The organism is Leptodesmis sp., from assembly GCF_052746595.1.
This window is the reverse complement of the sequence record NZ_JBRAGO010000017.1, coordinates 11988-27705: the sequence shown is the minus strand read 5'-3', so window position 1 is coordinate 27705 and position 15718 is coordinate 11988. Positions and strand designations below refer to the sequence as shown.

Genomic DNA, 15718 nt, shown 5'->3' with positions numbered 1-15718 from the left:
CTTCAATAGGGTGGTATTACTAGGTTAGGGGTGATTTTAACTGGCCTTACCGCGCAGCATTGTAACTGGCTAGTCCCCTGATGACTGCTGAGGATGTTGGAGGTGCCGACGATGGCCAATTCCCCACTCATATCAATTCGTATTCCACCAGAAACCTTAGCGCGGATTGACCAACTGGCGCAAAAGCGCTATCCCTCTCGACGAACCGGGAGAAAACCTAATCGATCGCAGGTGATTCTGGATGCCATCGAGCAATTTTTAGACCAGTACGAATTGCAGGAATCCACATTCACGAATACCGAGTTTAACTCTGTGAATTCAGGTGAGCTACTGACACCGATCCAGATTGCAACAGACGAACAACGGGTTATGCGATCGGAGTCTAACTATCAAGTGATTCACGCGATAGCAGCAAACCAACCGGGTGAATTAAACTTGCCAGATGCTCTCAATAGCTACGAAACCGATTGGCCTCAGCCTACCAATCAATTTCCTGAGATTCCAGCGGATATGAAAGTTTCTTCAACCCGCAAATACATTGATTGGTGGCTAGATTATTTCTCTTACGTGGGTAAGTTGACTAAACCCTGGTTCATTTCTAAACGCTAATTCAAGCCAGGAATTTGCTTCCCTAACACTTTGCGCAGTCCCCTTGTTGATTGCGTTAGTTCAATACGTGAAAGTTCTTCTTTACAGTGTCATACACTTCTAAGTCATACACTTATAAAGACATAAACTAGATTTTTTTAAGAATTAAAGAATAATGTATTACACTGTTATTCAGTGTTGTAAAAAGAAGAATAAAAATTTTGAAACCCTTATCTGAAAGACTTTTTGAGGTTTTCTTTTAACTGGAAAAGTATCCAATCTTAGTAGTTTTGCAATGTTTGTTTAAATATTAAGTTTTTGTGTTATATGACACACATTTAAGATGAGAAAAAGTATAGTTGCTAACACATACCTATTCTTCACATATTCAATGCGCTGAGAATTCATTTCACAAATCATTAAGCCTCAATCTGGTTTGGACGAGTGAAGTTGGTTCAGTATTGCTTTATTCTTCAGATAAACGCATTAACGAAGAAAATCGCGAAACCACGAATTTTCAGTTCAATCGGTTTACAAGATCAGGTTGCATGAGGGCAAGCTGATTGCTACTCATTCCATTCGGTGAGTAAATTTCTACTTAAACCAAGTCCAGCTAGAAAACGATCGTTTTCCTATCAAAGAAACTACAGTTCTGGGAAACTGCAGTTCTGGACTTGAACAAGCTTTATTTAATTAACGTAACGAATTCTTTTGCGAGATGACGGGAGTTGACATGACAGGCACTCTTCTAGCTCAAACGAATCAATTATTGCCCCAGGGCATTACTTTACGGAGCAATGTTTCTGCGGCCCATACCGAAATTTTGACTCCCGACGCACTCAGCTTTCTGGCCCGATTGCACCGTCAGTTTGAGCCTGAACGATCGCGCTTAATGCACCTGAGAGCCACCATTCAGCAACAACTGGATGCGGGCCGGCTTCCCGATTTTCCAGCAGAAACGGCAAATATCCGGGCGGCTGATTGGAAGGTGGCTCCCATCCCACAGGATTTACAAGATCGACGAGTAGAACTCACTGGTCCGACCGATCGCAAGACGGTGATTAATGCCCTCAATTCGGGAGCCAATGCCTTCATGGCTGACTTTGAGGATGCCAGCAGTCCCACTTGGGAAACGATGCTCTCCGGTCAGGTGAATTTGCGCGATGCCGTCGATCGCACCATTTTTTACCGGGATCCGAAAACCGGCAAAGACTATACCCTTGGCCCCAATCCCGCTGTCCTGATTGCCCGTCCCCGTGGCTGGCATTTGCTGGAAGAGCATCTGTTGATTGACGGCCAACCGATCTCCGCTGCTCTGTTTGACTTTGGTTTGTACTGTTTCCACAATGCTCACCGTCTGCTGCTGCAGGGTTCTGGGCCTTATTTCTACCTGCACAAGTTGGAAAATCGCCATGAAGCCGCACTCTGGAATGCCATCTTTGTGGCCGCAGAAGAGGCATTGGGATTATCCATTGGCACCATCAAAGCTACCGTCTTGATTGAAACCATTCTGGCCGCCTTCGAGATGGATGAAATTCTGTATGCCCTGCGTGATCATATTGTGGCGTTGAACTGTGGCCGCTGGGACTACATTTTCAGTTTCATCAAAAAGTTTCGCAATCGACCGGATTGGGTGCTGCCCGATCGCCAGCAAGTCACCATGACTACCCACTTCTTACGATCCTACAGTCTGCTGACCATCAAAACCTGTCATCGTCGGGGGGCACTGGCGATCGGGGGGATGGCGGCCCAAATTCCGATCAAAAATGATCTGGAGGCGAATGCAGCCGCACTGGCGAGAGTGCGGGCTGACAAGGAACGGGAAGCCCAGGATGGTCATGATGGCACCTGGGTCGCGCATCCCGCCCTCGTACCTGTGGCCCGTGAAGTGTTCGATCGGCGCTTGTATGGATTTAATCAACTGTCGGTATTGCGAGAAGATGTGCAAGTTGTGGCTACCGACCTGCTCACCCTGCCCCAGGGAACGATTACGGAAACTGGGCTACGGACTAACATCCGGGTGGGCATTCTCTATTTGACCTACTGGTTGGCTGGAACAGGCTGTGTGCCCTTGTTCAACCTGATGGAAGATGCAGCTACGGCTGAGATTTGTCGTGCTCAAGTCTGGCAGTGGCTGCATCATGGCGCTCACCTGGATGATGGTCGATTGATCGATCAGGCATTATTCCAGAACGTATTGATGGAAGAAATCGCCACCGTCGCCGAGTATCTGGGACAGCGATCGCCCAACGGCGACCATTCCAGTTGGCGCACGCCTCTGGATCAAGCCATTCATTTATTTGAATGTCTGGTCACTAATGACCACTTTGAAGAGTTTCTGACCTTACCCGCTTATCGATTGCTTGTTCAGTTGTAACTCCCCCCGTCGTCAGGGAGATGCTCTAGGCCATTCAACGAGTGAATGGTCACAGTTGGTTATTAGCTCGTGGCGATTTACAAGTCTTAAGTTCTAAGTTTTGAGTTTTAAGTTTTAAGTTGCACTCCTCACTGAGAACTTAAAACTTTTCTTCCGCCTCGCGCCAAACCCCAACCAATGCCCCATTCGTCTAAATTACCTAATTCGTCTACTTACTGAGAGGAACACCATGTCTGAACCAACTTTTGCCGCATTGATCCCAAAAGCTCCAGCAGGCCGATTTAATGGCATTCGCCGTAACTATACCCCGGCGGATGTCGCCCGCTTACGGGGATCGGTTTCCATCTGCTATACCCTGGCAGAAATGGGCGCCAATCGCCTGTGGGAATTGCTGCACCAGGAAGATTACATTCATGCATTGGGAGCCGTGACGGGCAACCAGGCCATGCAAATGGTGAAAGCTGGCTTAAAGGCGATTTATCTATCCGGCTGGCAGGTGGCGGCGGATGCAAATGTGGCCGGGGCGATGTACCCCGACCAGAGCCTCTACCCGTCCAATAGTGGGCCAGAACTCTGCCGCCGGATTAATCGCACCTTCCAGCGAGCCGATCAGATTCAACACATGGAAGGTAAGGGAGATACCTATTGGTTTGCCCCGATCGTGGCTGACGCCGAAGCTGGATTTGGTGGCCCGCTCAACAGTTTTGAAATCATGAAAGCCTACATTGAGGCCGGAGCAGCGGCGGTTCATTATGAAGACCAACTGGCTTCCGAGAAGAAATGTGGTCACTTAGGCGGTAAGGTGTTGATTCCCACTGCGGCGCACATTCGCAACCTGAATGCGGCTCGTCTGGCTGCAGATACGATGGGGGTGCCGACGCTAATTGTGGCTCGTACTGACGCGGAAAGTGCCCGTCTGATTACCAGCGATATTGATGAACGCGATCGTCCCTTCCTGACTGGAGAACGCACCGCTGAAGGATTCTTCCGTCTCAAGCCAGAAACCGGATTATTGCATTGCATTGCCCGTGGGTTAGCGTATGCCCCCTATGCCGATCTGCTCTGGTGGGAAACCTCGAAACCCAACCTGGAAGAAGCCCGCCAGTTTGCCGAAGCAATCCACAAACACTATCCGGGTAAGCTGTTGGCCTATAACTGTTCACCCTCCTTCAACTGGAAGGCGAATCTGGATGACTCGACGATCGCTACCTTCCAGCGAGAATTGGGCGCAATGGGCTATAAATTCCAGTTTGTCACGCTGGCTGGCTTCCATTGCCTGAACCACAGCATGTATGAGTTGGCCCAACGTTATCGGCAGCATGGCATGACCGCTTATGCTCACTTGCAAGAGGCAGAATTCCTCAGTGAGACTGAAGGCTATACGGCGGTACGCCACCAGCGCGAAGTTGGCACGGGCTACTTTGATGCGGTGTCTGTGGCGATCTCCGGTGGTCAATCCTCTACTACGGCAATGGCAACTTCCACGGAAGCTCAGCAGTTCCATACTGATACCCATGACAGCCGCTCTGGTTATGCAACTTATTCCGGTCAATACGGTGGCTCTCGCCAGTCAGATGAGTTGCGGGCACTGGAAGAACTAAGAAAAGAAGCCTACTATGCCCGTGCCAAGGAAGTCTACAAGGAAATTGAAGAATTCGCCTGGATTGATGATTAGGGTGTGGTTTCAGAAACCGGGTTGCTGCTCCTAAATGGCATGGCTTGATCGCCGCTTCTGATTCAGAAACCTGGTTTCTCGCAATGCAGTTCCTCTCTGCTTCCCGTTTGTCCAGCCGAGATCCTCCGCGTAAACAGAGGATTTCTTCTTTAAGATGTAAGTTGAAGGGGCTTGCTACAGTTTGGCTTGAGGATGGAACAGTATGTGAGGCAGAAGTTCACTTTGTCGATGAATCAGGCGAAGACTATCTCTATCCCAGCAGCTACTTCATGCCATTTGAGGAAATACCTGGTCAACTTTTAGCGTCTTCACTAGACTCGACAACCTCTGCTTCTACAGGCGTTGTTTCAGAAGTGACCGTGGCTCCTGGAACTGGAGAGAGGGCCGGTTGTTCGGGTTTTTCCAGTTTGGCCTCCATCGGTTCTTTGACCATTTTCTCTAGCTGTTCTGCTTCTCGCTTAAATTCAGCTTCAAATTCCTTGGAGGCATCCTGAAATCCCCGAATGGCCTTACCCAGACTGCGGCCAATTTCTGGTAATTTCTTAGGGCCAAAGATTAGCAATGCCAGAATGAAAATCAGTGCCATCTCTGGCAATCCAATTCCAAATACATTCATGGCCGCCTCCTACCTATAGGGAATGCTCATTAGTTTAGTTTCTGATTGTAAAACAGATTTGCAACCCTAGAGGCAGCCGATGCGGCAGGCAAGGACTCAAGCCCTACTTATGTCTGCAGGTATTCATGTTTCGGAACAGTACTGGCAAACGTTTCGTAATCAGATTGATCGATCAATGCCCCTTGAAATAGCAGCGCGATCGGCAATTTTTCTGAAACTGTAGTGGCTCCAGGAAGCACCGGGTAGTAGATCTGGGTTACATCCGAGCCGCCGTCACTTCTGGGAATCACGGTAGAGTAGCGGGTAGCCTGTTCAAAGAGGGGAGCCGGATTGAAGGTGGCGGCGATCGCAGAAGTTGCGCCCAGGGCCACACAGGTAATACCGATCGCTGTTACAGATGGCAGGTAATTAAACAGAGTCAAATTCATTGCTTGAGAAAAGCAATGCTTTACAGAGAAAAGTCGCAGAAACTTTCTCCACCTAACAGTTATAGATGGATAGCTAAGCTTCAGCTTCTCATTAAACCTCTGCCAAAACTTTAAAGTAAAACTTAAATATTCTCTTTCCTCCGGTTACTGATTGCTCAGTCCCGCCTTGGCCTCCTCCGCGACGGGTTCTATCTCATCCTGCGCCAGTTGTTGTAGGGTTGCTTTGGCTTCTGGTGTACCCAGCCGACTGAGGGCTTGAGCAACTCGATGGCGAATTTGCCAATCTGGATTTGTTGCCTGGTGAATCAACAATTGCACTGCTCGTTCATCTCCTAACTCACCAAGAGAACCGATCGCGGCCATTTGCATCAACTCATTGGGAGATTGCAACGCCTCTTCTAATAGAGGGAAACTGCGGCTATCTCCCAGTTCCCCCAGTGCCGCCAGAATGCTGAACTGTACCAGCCATTCTGACGTGGAGCGATAAAGCTGCTCCAGATCCTCAAAGGCATCAGTCAGTTGCAAGGCTCCAATTGAATCTGCTGCCGCTGCCTGCACATCCGGTTCTGGATCATGGAGCGACTGCCGCAGAATTTCGATGGTGCGGCTCTGGTCGTGCTGCCCCAGGCTGGATAGCTGACTCACGGCGGCATATCGAATTCGCGGATTGGCATCAGTAACTGCGTGTTGGATCAAGGCAAAGCCATCTGCGGGAGCTAATGTGCGAATTTGGTTGACAGCCTGCAGGCGATCGCCCAGATTTGGCGATTGCAACAACTCTCCAACCGATTCGGGGGTAATGCTCATAACTCAGTAAGTAAGAAAATTATGAATGTTGAACTAAACCTTGTCCAAGCCCAGAAGTGTAGTTTCTCTGATCGGAAAACGACCGTTCTCTAGCTCGCCTTGGGTTATCAATTAAGAATTAGGAATTTTGAAGCGGTTTTCAATTCATACGTCCTAATTCATAATTCTTAATTTTTCTAGCTTTGCTCAGCTGCCATTGCTCGCACGATGTCGCCCCGTGTCAGGATGCCAATCACCCGTCCTGTGCTATCCAAGACAGGCAAACTGTTGACAGTCCGCTCGTGCATAATCTGAGCAGCCTCTCGCAGCGGTTTATCGGGAGTAATAGTGATTACATGGCGATCGCTCATCACTTCTCCCACCGTTTGGCCCAATGCCTTATGGATTTCACGTTCATATCGGGCGGGATTTTCCAGATAAATCACACTATCCAGCAGCATGATGTAGGGTGGCGGAGTAACCCCCGACTCTCTCCACATCAGGTCAGTTTCGGAAATTATGCCGACCAGCTTGCCGCCCTCTACCACTGGAAGGCTGCTAATTCGCCGCTCTGCCAGAATCTTAATCACATCAGTTAGCGGTGTTTCACGAGTTGCCGTGATTGGATCACGAGTCATTACATCCGCAACAGTTTTGGTCATACCGAACCCAAGTTCAACACAATCTCACCCCATTGTAGGGAATTGCAGATTAATTACTCACAACTCAACCTTTAACTTAAAACTTAGAACCTCACTTGGTTCCCTTGAGCGCATCTCTGGCTGACACCCCATTGCCCTGGTAGCCGAAATACCAGAGGGTGGCCGCCGCTTCTGCACGGGTCACGGGTTTCTGCGGTTGGAACAAGGTGGTGTAACCGAAGACTCGGCGAATATTCGACAAGTCCCCGTTTTGGAAATCGGCCAGCACCGCCCGTTGGGCAGAGGGTTCAATGCGGGCCGCATCTTGAAAGCCCCAGGTTTGCTTAATCGCGTCCAGATTCGCGATTGGTAAAGGCTGCCGGGTATCCATAGGCACTTTCCAGAGCAGCATGGCTTCCCGTGTTAGCTGGGCATCGGGGCGGAACGTAACCACGGTTGGGTCGCCTGATAAGGAACTGGGAATAATCCCCGCTTCTGCTAATCCTTGAATGGCAGCAAAGTCAGGATCCGTAGGAGGAACATCGCGGAAAGCTGGCTGACTGGCTTGACCAGAACGAATTTGTTGAGCGGCACGATCGCTATACAGTCGATTATTCGCCGCAAATAACCAACGAGCATATTCCCGCCGAGACACAGGCTTGTCAGGAGCAAAGGTGGTATCGGCTGCTTTCGTTTTATCACCCGATGGTGACAGGCTGAGAACACCCAACTGAGCCAGATCCATTAAATACTGCTGCAGTTCTTTGGGAGCTTTGTCCAGATCTGTATAAGGGGTAGGAGTAGAGGTGATGGGTGGGGGGGCGGGACTTGCTTGGGCGATCGCGCCATCGGAGGTTCCTTTAACTCCCAGGAAGACTTCCAATTGAGTAGGAGCGGGGGAAGAAGAGAGGGAGGGGGAAATTGAAGCCGTGGGAGATTGGGCAGTGGAGGCTGATTCGCGACTGTATTGAAGAGTGAAAGTGGTGCCTGGATTGGGAGCCGGGGAGGCCGTACTGTTGGGAACTGTGACCGTTACTTTGAGATCTTTCTGGCGGGCTACCAGGGTTCCCTGGGGAGCGGTTAAGGGCGTTGGCTCTAATGTCCAGTTGCCAGTTTGCAGTTGTTCCTTATAAAAAGCCAGGACGCGATCGCTGGTATCTGAAGTGTTCCACTCGGTGAGGGTGCTCTGTGCTCCGGGGAGAGGGCTGTCTGCGCCACTAGCCTTGGCCACTTGCAATTGAGCGCCGGGATAGCGAGGAATTTCACTGGGAAAGTTTTCTGGTAATTGAGCGGATGTTGCAGCCAGGGAGGGTGTTCCATTGACAGACTGCAAGCTACCATCCGGCGAAGTTTCTTTCAGCCTCGGATCTGCTGCCAGGGAGTTTTGCAGGGAGTCACCAAAACCAGAATTGGCACAACTTGCCAGGGGCAGCAACAATACAACTGCCAAAACCAGAGACACTGAAGACCGAGAAGGGCAATTCACGTCACTAACACCGAGAGTTCACTGCTCCTACGCTAGCGCAAAGCGATACCCGATCGCCTGTTGATAGCTGTAGCCGCCAGGATAGCTTTAAGACGGGTCACCCTGGCTTCATGCTCTGCCTGCCACTGCTCATGCCAAGTGATCGCTTACTAAGGTGCTTCCCCTAATTCTCCTGCAAGATCTTTAAAGGAATGGAACGATCGAAAAGCCTTTCAGGAAAATTTGCAGTGCTCCGCCAAGCAGACCCAGTAAGGCCGTACCAATGCCACTGCCGCCTTTCGGTTGTTCTTCTGCTGGGGGACGTTCCAGCAACATGGCGAATTTGTTGGCCAGTTCAGCATTCTTTTGATCACCCTGACTGTTAAATAGGCGTTCGGCTTCCCGCGCATCCGCGATCGCCCCAGTGCGATCGCCGCCTTGAGCACGCGCTGCAGCCCGCCCAAAGTAAGCCGGAGCAAAGGTGGGTTTACGAATAATCACCTGAGTAAAGTTTTCAGTGGAGCGCACATAATCTCGTCGCCGCTCGTTTTGAATGGCTAACTGATAGAAATCTTCTGCTGTTCCTATCGTGGTTGGTAATCCGATCGCTCCTGCCAATAATGCTCCATCCACCGTGGCTCCATCCATCACGGCTCCGATCAGGTAAGCGTCTCGTAGATCAGCCGCCATCAAATTAGCTCCATCCAACCTGGCTCCAGTAAGATTGGCCCCATTTAATGAAGCGCCCATTAGATTGGCCCCTCGCAGGTCGGCTCCCTGCAAATTCGCCCGGCTGAGATTCGCCCGGCTGAGGTCTGCCCGACTTAAGTTAGCTCCTGACAACTCGGCAAAAATCAGACCTGCGTTACTCAAATCACAACCCGGACATTGCCGCGTAGATAGCAACTGCCGACTGTGCTCCAGATTTTCGGCGCGTGCTGGTAACGTGAGGCTAAGGCTGGTCAGGAGGGTTGCGATTGCTACGGTAGTAGGTTTCATATTCATGCAGAGAGACGTGAAGCCATTTAAGCGCAAGTTGCAAACTTTGCAGCAGGATGTTGCCAGATTTTAAATACAATCGGAGGTAGTCAGGTTTTACAGTGGTTTTTGATGATTACGATCGCAAACTTTTATGAATCCTTATCCCGCCTTGATTACCCTACTGGCCCTTATTCTTTACTTCGTCTTGGGAATTAATGTGGGTAGAGCCAGGGTAAAGTACAAAGTTATGCCGCCACAAATGTCTGGTGATCCCAATTTTGAGCGGGTGCTGCGAGTCCAGCAAAACACCCTGGAACAACTGGTGCTATTTCTGCCTGCTTTCTGGTTATTCTGTCAGTATGTCAGCTCTGTTTGGGGTTCTGTTTTGGGAGCAGTCTGGATTGTTGGGCGGATCCTCTATGCCTGGGGGTATTATCAGGCTGCCGAAAAACGCATTCCTGGATTTGGGATTGCCGCTCTGGCAACGATCGCCCTGCTGCTCGGAGCATTGGTAGGAGTAATGCGTGTCCTTTTTCAGCAATTATGAATGCAGCCATAGGGAATCGCAGCCATGCAACGAAAACAAAAGTTTCCCCATCTAGTGGGGTCGAAATGGACAGCGCATCAGAAAGTGGAGGGTTGGCGACACTTTCAGGTGGTAAATCGCAAAAACCAGGGTTCATGGGTATTTGCAGAAATGGTGGCGGCCTGTGATCCGAATGTTCGCTTTTGGATTAATGCCAAGCAGCTGAAGCAGCGATCGCTGTGGCTGGCTGGCTGGCAATCTCTGACGGAGAGCAGCCAGGACACTGTGTAACAGAGGTCACTCCTGGCTTGACCTGCGATCACTCCTTGCCCCATGAATTATCACCCCAACCCCAGCGAAGAACACGGCATAGTAGAAAGAAAGCAATTTACTGGTATTGTTCTGCCAGTCCAGGTTCTGCATCATTATCTCCATGTGGATGAATAGCTCATAGGAGAGGATTGTCTCGTTTCAGACAGACCTATGGAGGTCACAGGCCATGTTCAACGCAACCGAAATTCTGATTAATGCCTTTGTTCAGCAATTGAAAGCTGGATACCGCAAGACTTACGGCAATCTCAAAGCCGATTATGCCGATATCATTGCCTGGGCTGGGAGCATGGCATTGGAAAATATCGCCAATAGCGATGCCCTCTATCATGACGTTGAACATACGATTCTGGTTACCCTGGTGGGTCAGGAAGTGCTACGGGGAAAGCACATCCGGGAAGGTGGGGTGTTACCGGAAGACTGGTTGCATTTCATTATTTCGCTCGCCTGTCACGACATTGGATACGTGCGGGGAGTGTGTCGGCAGGATGAGGGAAATCTCTGCGCGACGGGAATTAATGGCACCCGCATCGCCCTACCTGCCGGTGTAACAGATGCAGCTTTGACGATGTACCATGTCGATCGCGGCAAGTTGTTCATTGAAGAGCGCTTCGGCGGACACAAGTTGCTGGATACCGAGACCATCAAGCGCAACATTGAACTGACCCGCTTTCCCGTTCCTTCACAAGAAGACCACCAGGACACCTCAAACTATCCCGGTCTGGTAAGAGCCTCTGATTTAATCGGTCAACTCAGTGACCCACGTTATTTGAAGAAAATCACCGCCCTCTTCTATGAGTTTGAAGAGATTGGCATGAATAAAGTTCTCAACTACCGCACTCCGGGTGAGCTACGCCAGAACTATGCTCAGTTTTACTGGAAAACGGTTTATCCCTATATCCAACCCGCGCTCCGGTTTCTTAACTTGACCCAACAAGGCCAGCAAATTATCGCCAGCCTGTATGCCAATGTGTTCATGGTGGAACATGAGGAAATGTAGGAGGAAGTTATGAGTTTCAAGTTTTAACTCAAAGCTCAAAACTTAAAACTCATAACTTGTTCAGGCGGCTTCTAACGGGGCCATTGTCAATCCCTCTCGATCAAGTTGCATGTGGTAAAGTTCGGCTTGTTCCAGGGGGCCAACCCAAACTACGGCCTGACCGTCAAAGTGAACTTGATTGGTCAGTTCCCAGGCGCGATCGGGGGTCATACCCGGAACGTACTTGACCAGACAGTTGGCTACATGCTCAAAGGTGTTGAAATCATCGTTCAGCACGATCACTTTGTAGTTGGGATAGTGTTGGCGAACAGTTTCGCTGGAGCGAGTTGGGGCTGTTGCAGGAACTGAAGCAACTATGGAACTTACTACATCGATAACGCTCATAGCCGAAAGAGAAGGATGTTCTATAAGGATTGACATAAAGCAAGTCCAGCTAGAGAACGGTCGTTTTTCAATCAGAGAAACTACAGTTCTCAACTTGGACAAAGTTTAATCTAGTAAGTGATCGTAACGTACTTACTTCGAGAGCGATAGGGCGTAGTTATCAATCCTTGTCATGAGGCCTGGCCATGATTGGGTGTTCATCCTGATCCTGCTCTGCGATCGCCCATCGGTGAAATGACCACCACGATCGCCACCAGACCCAATAATAGCGGAGTGAACCAATCTCCCCAACGCACGTACAGGGTTTGAGTCTGGCGACGGTAGATGGTTGCTGCATGCGTTTCATAAGTATGGGGCCGCGATCGCCAGAGAATTTGCCCGTGGGGATCAATGATGCCTGAATAACCTGTGTTGGTGGCTCGCACCGCCCAGCGATCTGTTTCAATCGCTCGCATTAAATCCTGGGCCTGGTGTTGGGCCATCAAGACCTCACTGTAGGGATCCAGATTAGAGGCAGTGAGAATAAATTGGCCTCCGGCGGCAGCTTGTGCCCGAAATAGTTCTGGAAAGGCGGATTCGTAACAAATGCTGGCGATCGCCCGACCAAAGGGCGTGTCAAATCGTTGGGCTGAGGTTCCCGGCACCATCGATGCCTCAATTGGAGACAGGCGGCTAATGATTGCTCCCAGAACTTCCTGAAAGGGAATGTATTCTCCCAGTGGCACCAGCTTAATTTTGTTGTATTGTCCAACCACCTCCCCATTGCCCGCGATCGCCAGCAAACTTTGAGTAATCTGGCGCTCCTGCTGCACAAAAATTCCCAACCAGGCGGCTACTCCTTGTCTCAAAACGGCCTGTCGCAAGGGATTGCGATCGATATCCCAGAAGATGGGCAAAGCTCCCTCTGGGGTTAATACGGCCTGTACCCCCTGATTGGCCAATGTCTCATACCCCATGACATAGCCCTCGATCGCCCGTCGAATTCCTTGAGTAGATAATTTAATTCGAGTTGGCACATTGCCCTGCACAATGCCTACCTTTAAGGCCGTATCAGGGAGCTGGTTGAGAGGCTGGCTACAGAGGACGAAGCCCGCCGCGTGGAGGGCGAGGAAAAGGGCGATCGCACTCAGCAAGGCAAAAGAATTTGGGATTTTGGATTTTGGATTTTGGCTGACTTGCAGCCATGCGAGGGCAAGTAAACCATTAATGGCGACGATCGCGGCGGTAATCAGGGATGGGCCAGAGAGTTGTCCCAGGTGCAGAATGAATAGGTTGCCAGGACTTTGGGTGAATGAGAGAGAAGTCCAGTAGAGCGGGGTGAAACTCCACAGCCACTCCAGGCCGCACCAGAGAGCGGTTCCCACCAAGATAATTTTGAATTTTGAATTTTGAATTTTGAATTGGATCAGTCGTCTCAATATCCATGCCCAAATGACCACCAGGGCAGTTCCCCAGAGGGTGATGAAGGCCCAGCAGAAAAGCACGATCGCCACACTACCCAGCCACGGAATGCCCAGCCACATGAGAGGATGCAATCCGGCAATCCAGGAGAGAGCCGTGCCGTGATAGCCGATGCCCCAAAGCAGGGCAAAGGGGAGTGGGGAGTGGGGGATCAGCGATCGCGCTTTACCCGATCGCTGATCCCCGATCGCTGATCTCATAACTGCCAACCATAACGGCACCATCGCAATCCAGGCTAAACCCCAGGTATTGATCGGGGCGGCGGCCAGTGCCATTCCGATGCCGCTCACAAACACCAGTCCCAGTTGAAAGAGGGGATTGGAGGAGAGACTGAGAAATCGTTTGGGAAATGGCGGGAAGCTTGGTTTGGTCATGAAACGCGATCGATTTCTTCTCACAAATCCAATAGACGCTCAAGAACGTATCTGCAAATGAAAGCTCTCCTAGCCTATCTTGCTGAAGCGCTAGCTGAGTGTTGATTACTCAGAAGAATTGAGGTGATTAAATGCGAGCAACTACTCTTTCCCAAGCTCCTGCAGGCCAGCCTGATATAACACCACCTGCCATGCAGATGATACAAATGATTACGGGGTGCTAGGTTTCTCAATCCATTTATGCAGCGGCCAGGTTGGGAATTGCCAATCAATTGAAAACTGGCTCCAAATCTTATACAGAGTTAGCGACCCTGACTGGCTCCCACGCTCCGTCGGTATACCGCTTGATGCGTGCCCTGGCGAGTGTAGGAGTTTTTGCCGAAACCGAAGTGGGAATCTTCACCTTAACGCCCTTATCTCACTGCCTGCGGAGTGATGTGCCTGAGTCCCTGCGTGATGTGTGGGATGGTTTCAGGGATGGCGGCGAGGTCAGAGAGGAATTGCGATCGCAGTCTCATTCATTTTCTACGGGTTGGATGATTACTCCGTTGAGAATTTTTGTTCGGCATTGTCCCAAATACCAGGATTGCTTCAGATGACTTGGCAAGTTCGTCGAGTTCTTTTGCAAAGGCGAGACGATCTGGTTGATCAATTCCAAAAATTGTTACAATTTGATATGGATAGCCAACTTTCGGAAAAACGGATTTGATCCAGACGAAAGATGGGGTCTCTAATTTACCTCCTACTTCGGAGTTACCTTGGCCTGTCTTATTTTTGCCTTTGAAGCGATGGTCACTATAGAAAAGACTTAGAGCTTCGCCTCGGACGCTCTCTTGCAGACCTTCCTTATGCCAATTCGAGACCTTATCTGGCGGAGTCTGGCTAGGTGACTTTACTAACCAAACCTGGGCGTTGACATCCAAAACATCTTGTTGCCTTCCGCGGGAAGATTCGGGGCTGCTGTTTCGAGAAGTTATAGGAGATTGAATTCTCTCGAATGTATCCTTAATTTGCTTGAACAGTTGCTGCCAAGGCATCAGATCATATGCTAGAGGAGTGTCATTAGCATCTACAGTCCAGTGACAACCTCGCACATGCTCGTTTCCATTAATGTCTAGGGAATGTAAAGGACGGCGCGAACCCCGCCCCACCCCTCCTAAATGAGATGCAAGAATCAAAAGTTTTTCAAGTAAGTCTAGATATTTCTGCTCAGTTGCTTCTAGATAAATCTTGCCATCGTATAGATACGGAGGCTCATCTCGTTTGGATGGATTGTGAACAGTACTAACTGACACCTGACCTTGTTGGCTTAGTTTACCAAAGACCCTATCTTCTAAATCTCGACAAACCAATGGCTCATAAAGACTGAGAGCAACTGCTCGGAACCAGTAGCGCAAAATCCCACGAATTGCTGTAGGACGAAATTCGGCCTCTCCTTGCCAATGATTTTGTTTCGATGGTGGTTCGCTACCGTACATTCCTTGTGTCCACAGTTCAAAGCTATAGCTTCGACTATGGGGTAATGTAGCAATTTGCTCCAATGCTCGACCATATCCGCTACTGACACGGGAGCCAATTCCAGATTTCAGAGCATTTTCCAGCCATTTTTTAACAACCGGGATGTATTTTGCATTCTCTGGTTTCGTGGGACACAACCCAATCAAAAATTCAGGCCGCTCCATGCTCAATAATAGATGCGGCTCTGGTTTATACTTAACGTTGTGATTTTGCCAATGCCATTGAGGGGTAGCTACATCCACACTCAGGCATTTTTTTGTTGGAAAAGCATCGAGAAACTCCACTTTCGCTGCCTGGGCAGTCTTTCCTTCCAGGATGCCAAGGATCTTGCTAATCTCATTTTTCGATTCTCCATTTCGTCTAGCCCAAGCTCTTGCTGCACCTTTTAGAGAGGAAGCAGGAATGTAAGGTACCCCAAAAACGGGATGGAAGACGGGTAGCAGCAACTCACGAAACCCACGAGTACCACCGACACGCAACCTCCAGCTAAAAGAAACCCGGAGAGTATTCTCAGTTCCACCAGCAAGGAGTTCTGTTCTTTGACAAAGTTTTGTATAGACTGAGCCAC

The 15718-nt window shown here is 49.8% G+C and carries 16 protein-coding genes; 7 read left to right on the top strand and 9 right to left on the bottom strand.

What is annotated here, in order from left to right:
- The first annotated feature begins 111 nt into the window (after positions 1–111).
- From ACUVQO_RS05710 to aceA, 3 genes are all read left to right on the top strand, one after another.
- On the top strand, positions 112–609 hold the full coding sequence (locus ACUVQO_RS05710) for a CopG family ribbon-helix-helix protein (RefSeq protein ID WP_445924927.1): 498 nt from the start codon (positions 112–114) through the stop codon (positions 607–609).
- A 712-nt stretch (positions 610–1321) separates the two neighbouring features.
- Positions 1322–2965 carry a malate synthase A gene (gene aceB / locus ACUVQO_RS05705; RefSeq protein ID WP_445924926.1) on the top strand — a complete coding sequence of 548 codons (1644 nt, stop codon included), beginning with the start codon at positions 1322–1324 and terminating at the stop codon, positions 2963–2965.
- 229 nt (positions 2966–3194) lie between these two features.
- The gene (gene aceA, locus ACUVQO_RS05700; protein ID WP_445924925.1) at positions 3195–4640 is read left to right on the top strand and encodes an isocitrate lyase; all 1446 of its coding nucleotides are present in this window, start codon (positions 3195–3197) and stop codon (positions 4638–4640) included.
- Between the two features lie 292 nt (positions 4641–4932).
- Here aceA and ACUVQO_RS05695 read toward each other — a convergent pair whose 3' ends face one another.
- The 6 genes from ACUVQO_RS05695 to ACUVQO_RS05670 all read right to left on the bottom strand — a co-directional run bounded on the left by ACUVQO_RS05695 (position 4933) and on the right by ACUVQO_RS05670 (position 9581).
- On the bottom strand, positions 4933–5256 hold the full coding sequence (locus ACUVQO_RS05695) for a TatA/E family twin arginine-targeting protein translocase (protein ID WP_445924924.1): 324 nt from the start codon (positions 5254–5256) through the stop codon (positions 4933–4935).
- 107 nt (positions 5257–5363) lie between these two features.
- Complete coding sequence (locus tag ACUVQO_RS05690; RefSeq protein WP_445924923.1) at positions 5364–5684, bottom strand: hypothetical protein; 321 nt, start codon at positions 5682–5684, stop codon at positions 5364–5366.
- A 144-nt stretch (positions 5685–5828) separates the two neighbouring features.
- Positions 5829–6491: a phycobilisome degradation protein NblB gene (gene nblB, locus ACUVQO_RS05685; protein ID WP_445924922.1), complete on the bottom strand. Its 663-nt coding sequence runs from the start codon at positions 6489–6491 to the stop codon at positions 5829–5831.
- Between the two features lie 176 nt (positions 6492–6667).
- The gene (locus ACUVQO_RS05680; protein ID WP_445924921.1) at positions 6668–7132 is read right to left on the bottom strand and encodes a CBS domain-containing protein; all 465 of its coding nucleotides are present in this window, start codon (positions 7130–7132) and stop codon (positions 6668–6670) included.
- Positions 7133–7223: 91 nt separating this feature from the next.
- Entirely contained in the window at positions 7224–8561 is a 1338-nt protein-coding gene (locus ACUVQO_RS05675; RefSeq protein ID WP_445924920.1) for an S-layer homology domain-containing protein, read from the bottom strand.
- A gap of 219 nt (positions 8562–8780) precedes the next feature.
- Complete coding sequence (locus ACUVQO_RS05670) at positions 8781–9581, bottom strand: pentapeptide repeat-containing protein (protein ID WP_445924919.1); 801 nt, start codon at positions 9579–9581, stop codon at positions 8781–8783.
- Positions 9582–9708: 127 nt separating this feature from the next.
- Here ACUVQO_RS05670 and ACUVQO_RS05665 point away from each other — a divergent pair, with 127 nt between their 5' ends.
- From ACUVQO_RS05665 to ACUVQO_RS05655, 3 genes are all read left to right on the top strand, one after another.
- Positions 9709–10104, top strand: a complete 396-nt coding sequence (locus ACUVQO_RS05665) for an MAPEG family protein (RefSeq protein WP_445924918.1) — start codon at positions 9709–9711, stop codon at positions 10102–10104.
- Between the two features lie 24 nt (positions 10105–10128).
- Positions 10129–10374 carry a TIGR02450 family Trp-rich protein gene (locus tag ACUVQO_RS05660; protein WP_445924917.1) on the top strand — a complete coding sequence of 82 codons (246 nt, stop codon included), beginning with the start codon at positions 10129–10131 and terminating at the stop codon, positions 10372–10374.
- A 208-nt stretch (positions 10375–10582) separates the two neighbouring features.
- The gene (locus tag ACUVQO_RS05655; RefSeq protein WP_445924916.1) at positions 10583–11413 is read left to right on the top strand and encodes an Npun_R2479 family HD domain-containing metalloprotein; all 831 of its coding nucleotides are present in this window, start codon (positions 10583–10585) and stop codon (positions 11411–11413) included.
- Between the two features lie 60 nt (positions 11414–11473).
- Here ACUVQO_RS05655 and clpS read toward each other — a convergent pair whose 3' ends face one another.
- Positions 11474–11797, bottom strand: a complete 324-nt coding sequence (clpS, locus tag ACUVQO_RS05650) for an ATP-dependent Clp protease adapter ClpS (RefSeq protein WP_445924915.1) — start codon at positions 11795–11797, stop codon at positions 11474–11476.
- 197 nt (positions 11798–11994) lie between these two features.
- Positions 11995–13632 (bottom strand): apolipoprotein N-acyltransferase, encoded by a 1638-nt coding sequence (gene lnt / locus ACUVQO_RS05645; RefSeq protein WP_445924914.1) that lies wholly within the window; start codon positions 13630–13632, stop codon positions 11995–11997.
- 236 nt (positions 13633–13868) lie between these two features.
- On the opposite strand from lnt, the gene ACUVQO_RS05640 reads away from it, so the two are divergent.
- Positions 13869–14231: a methyltransferase family protein gene (locus ACUVQO_RS05640; protein WP_445924950.1), complete on the top strand. Its 363-nt coding sequence runs from the start codon at positions 13869–13871 to the stop codon at positions 14229–14231.
- On the opposite strand, the gene ACUVQO_RS05635 is transcribed toward ACUVQO_RS05640, so the two are convergent.
- Positions 14151–15718: RAMP superfamily CRISPR-associated protein (locus tag ACUVQO_RS05635; RefSeq protein WP_445924913.1), on the bottom strand; the 1568-nt coding region annotated here is incomplete at its 5' end. The genes ACUVQO_RS05640 and ACUVQO_RS05635 overlap by 81 nt on opposite strands.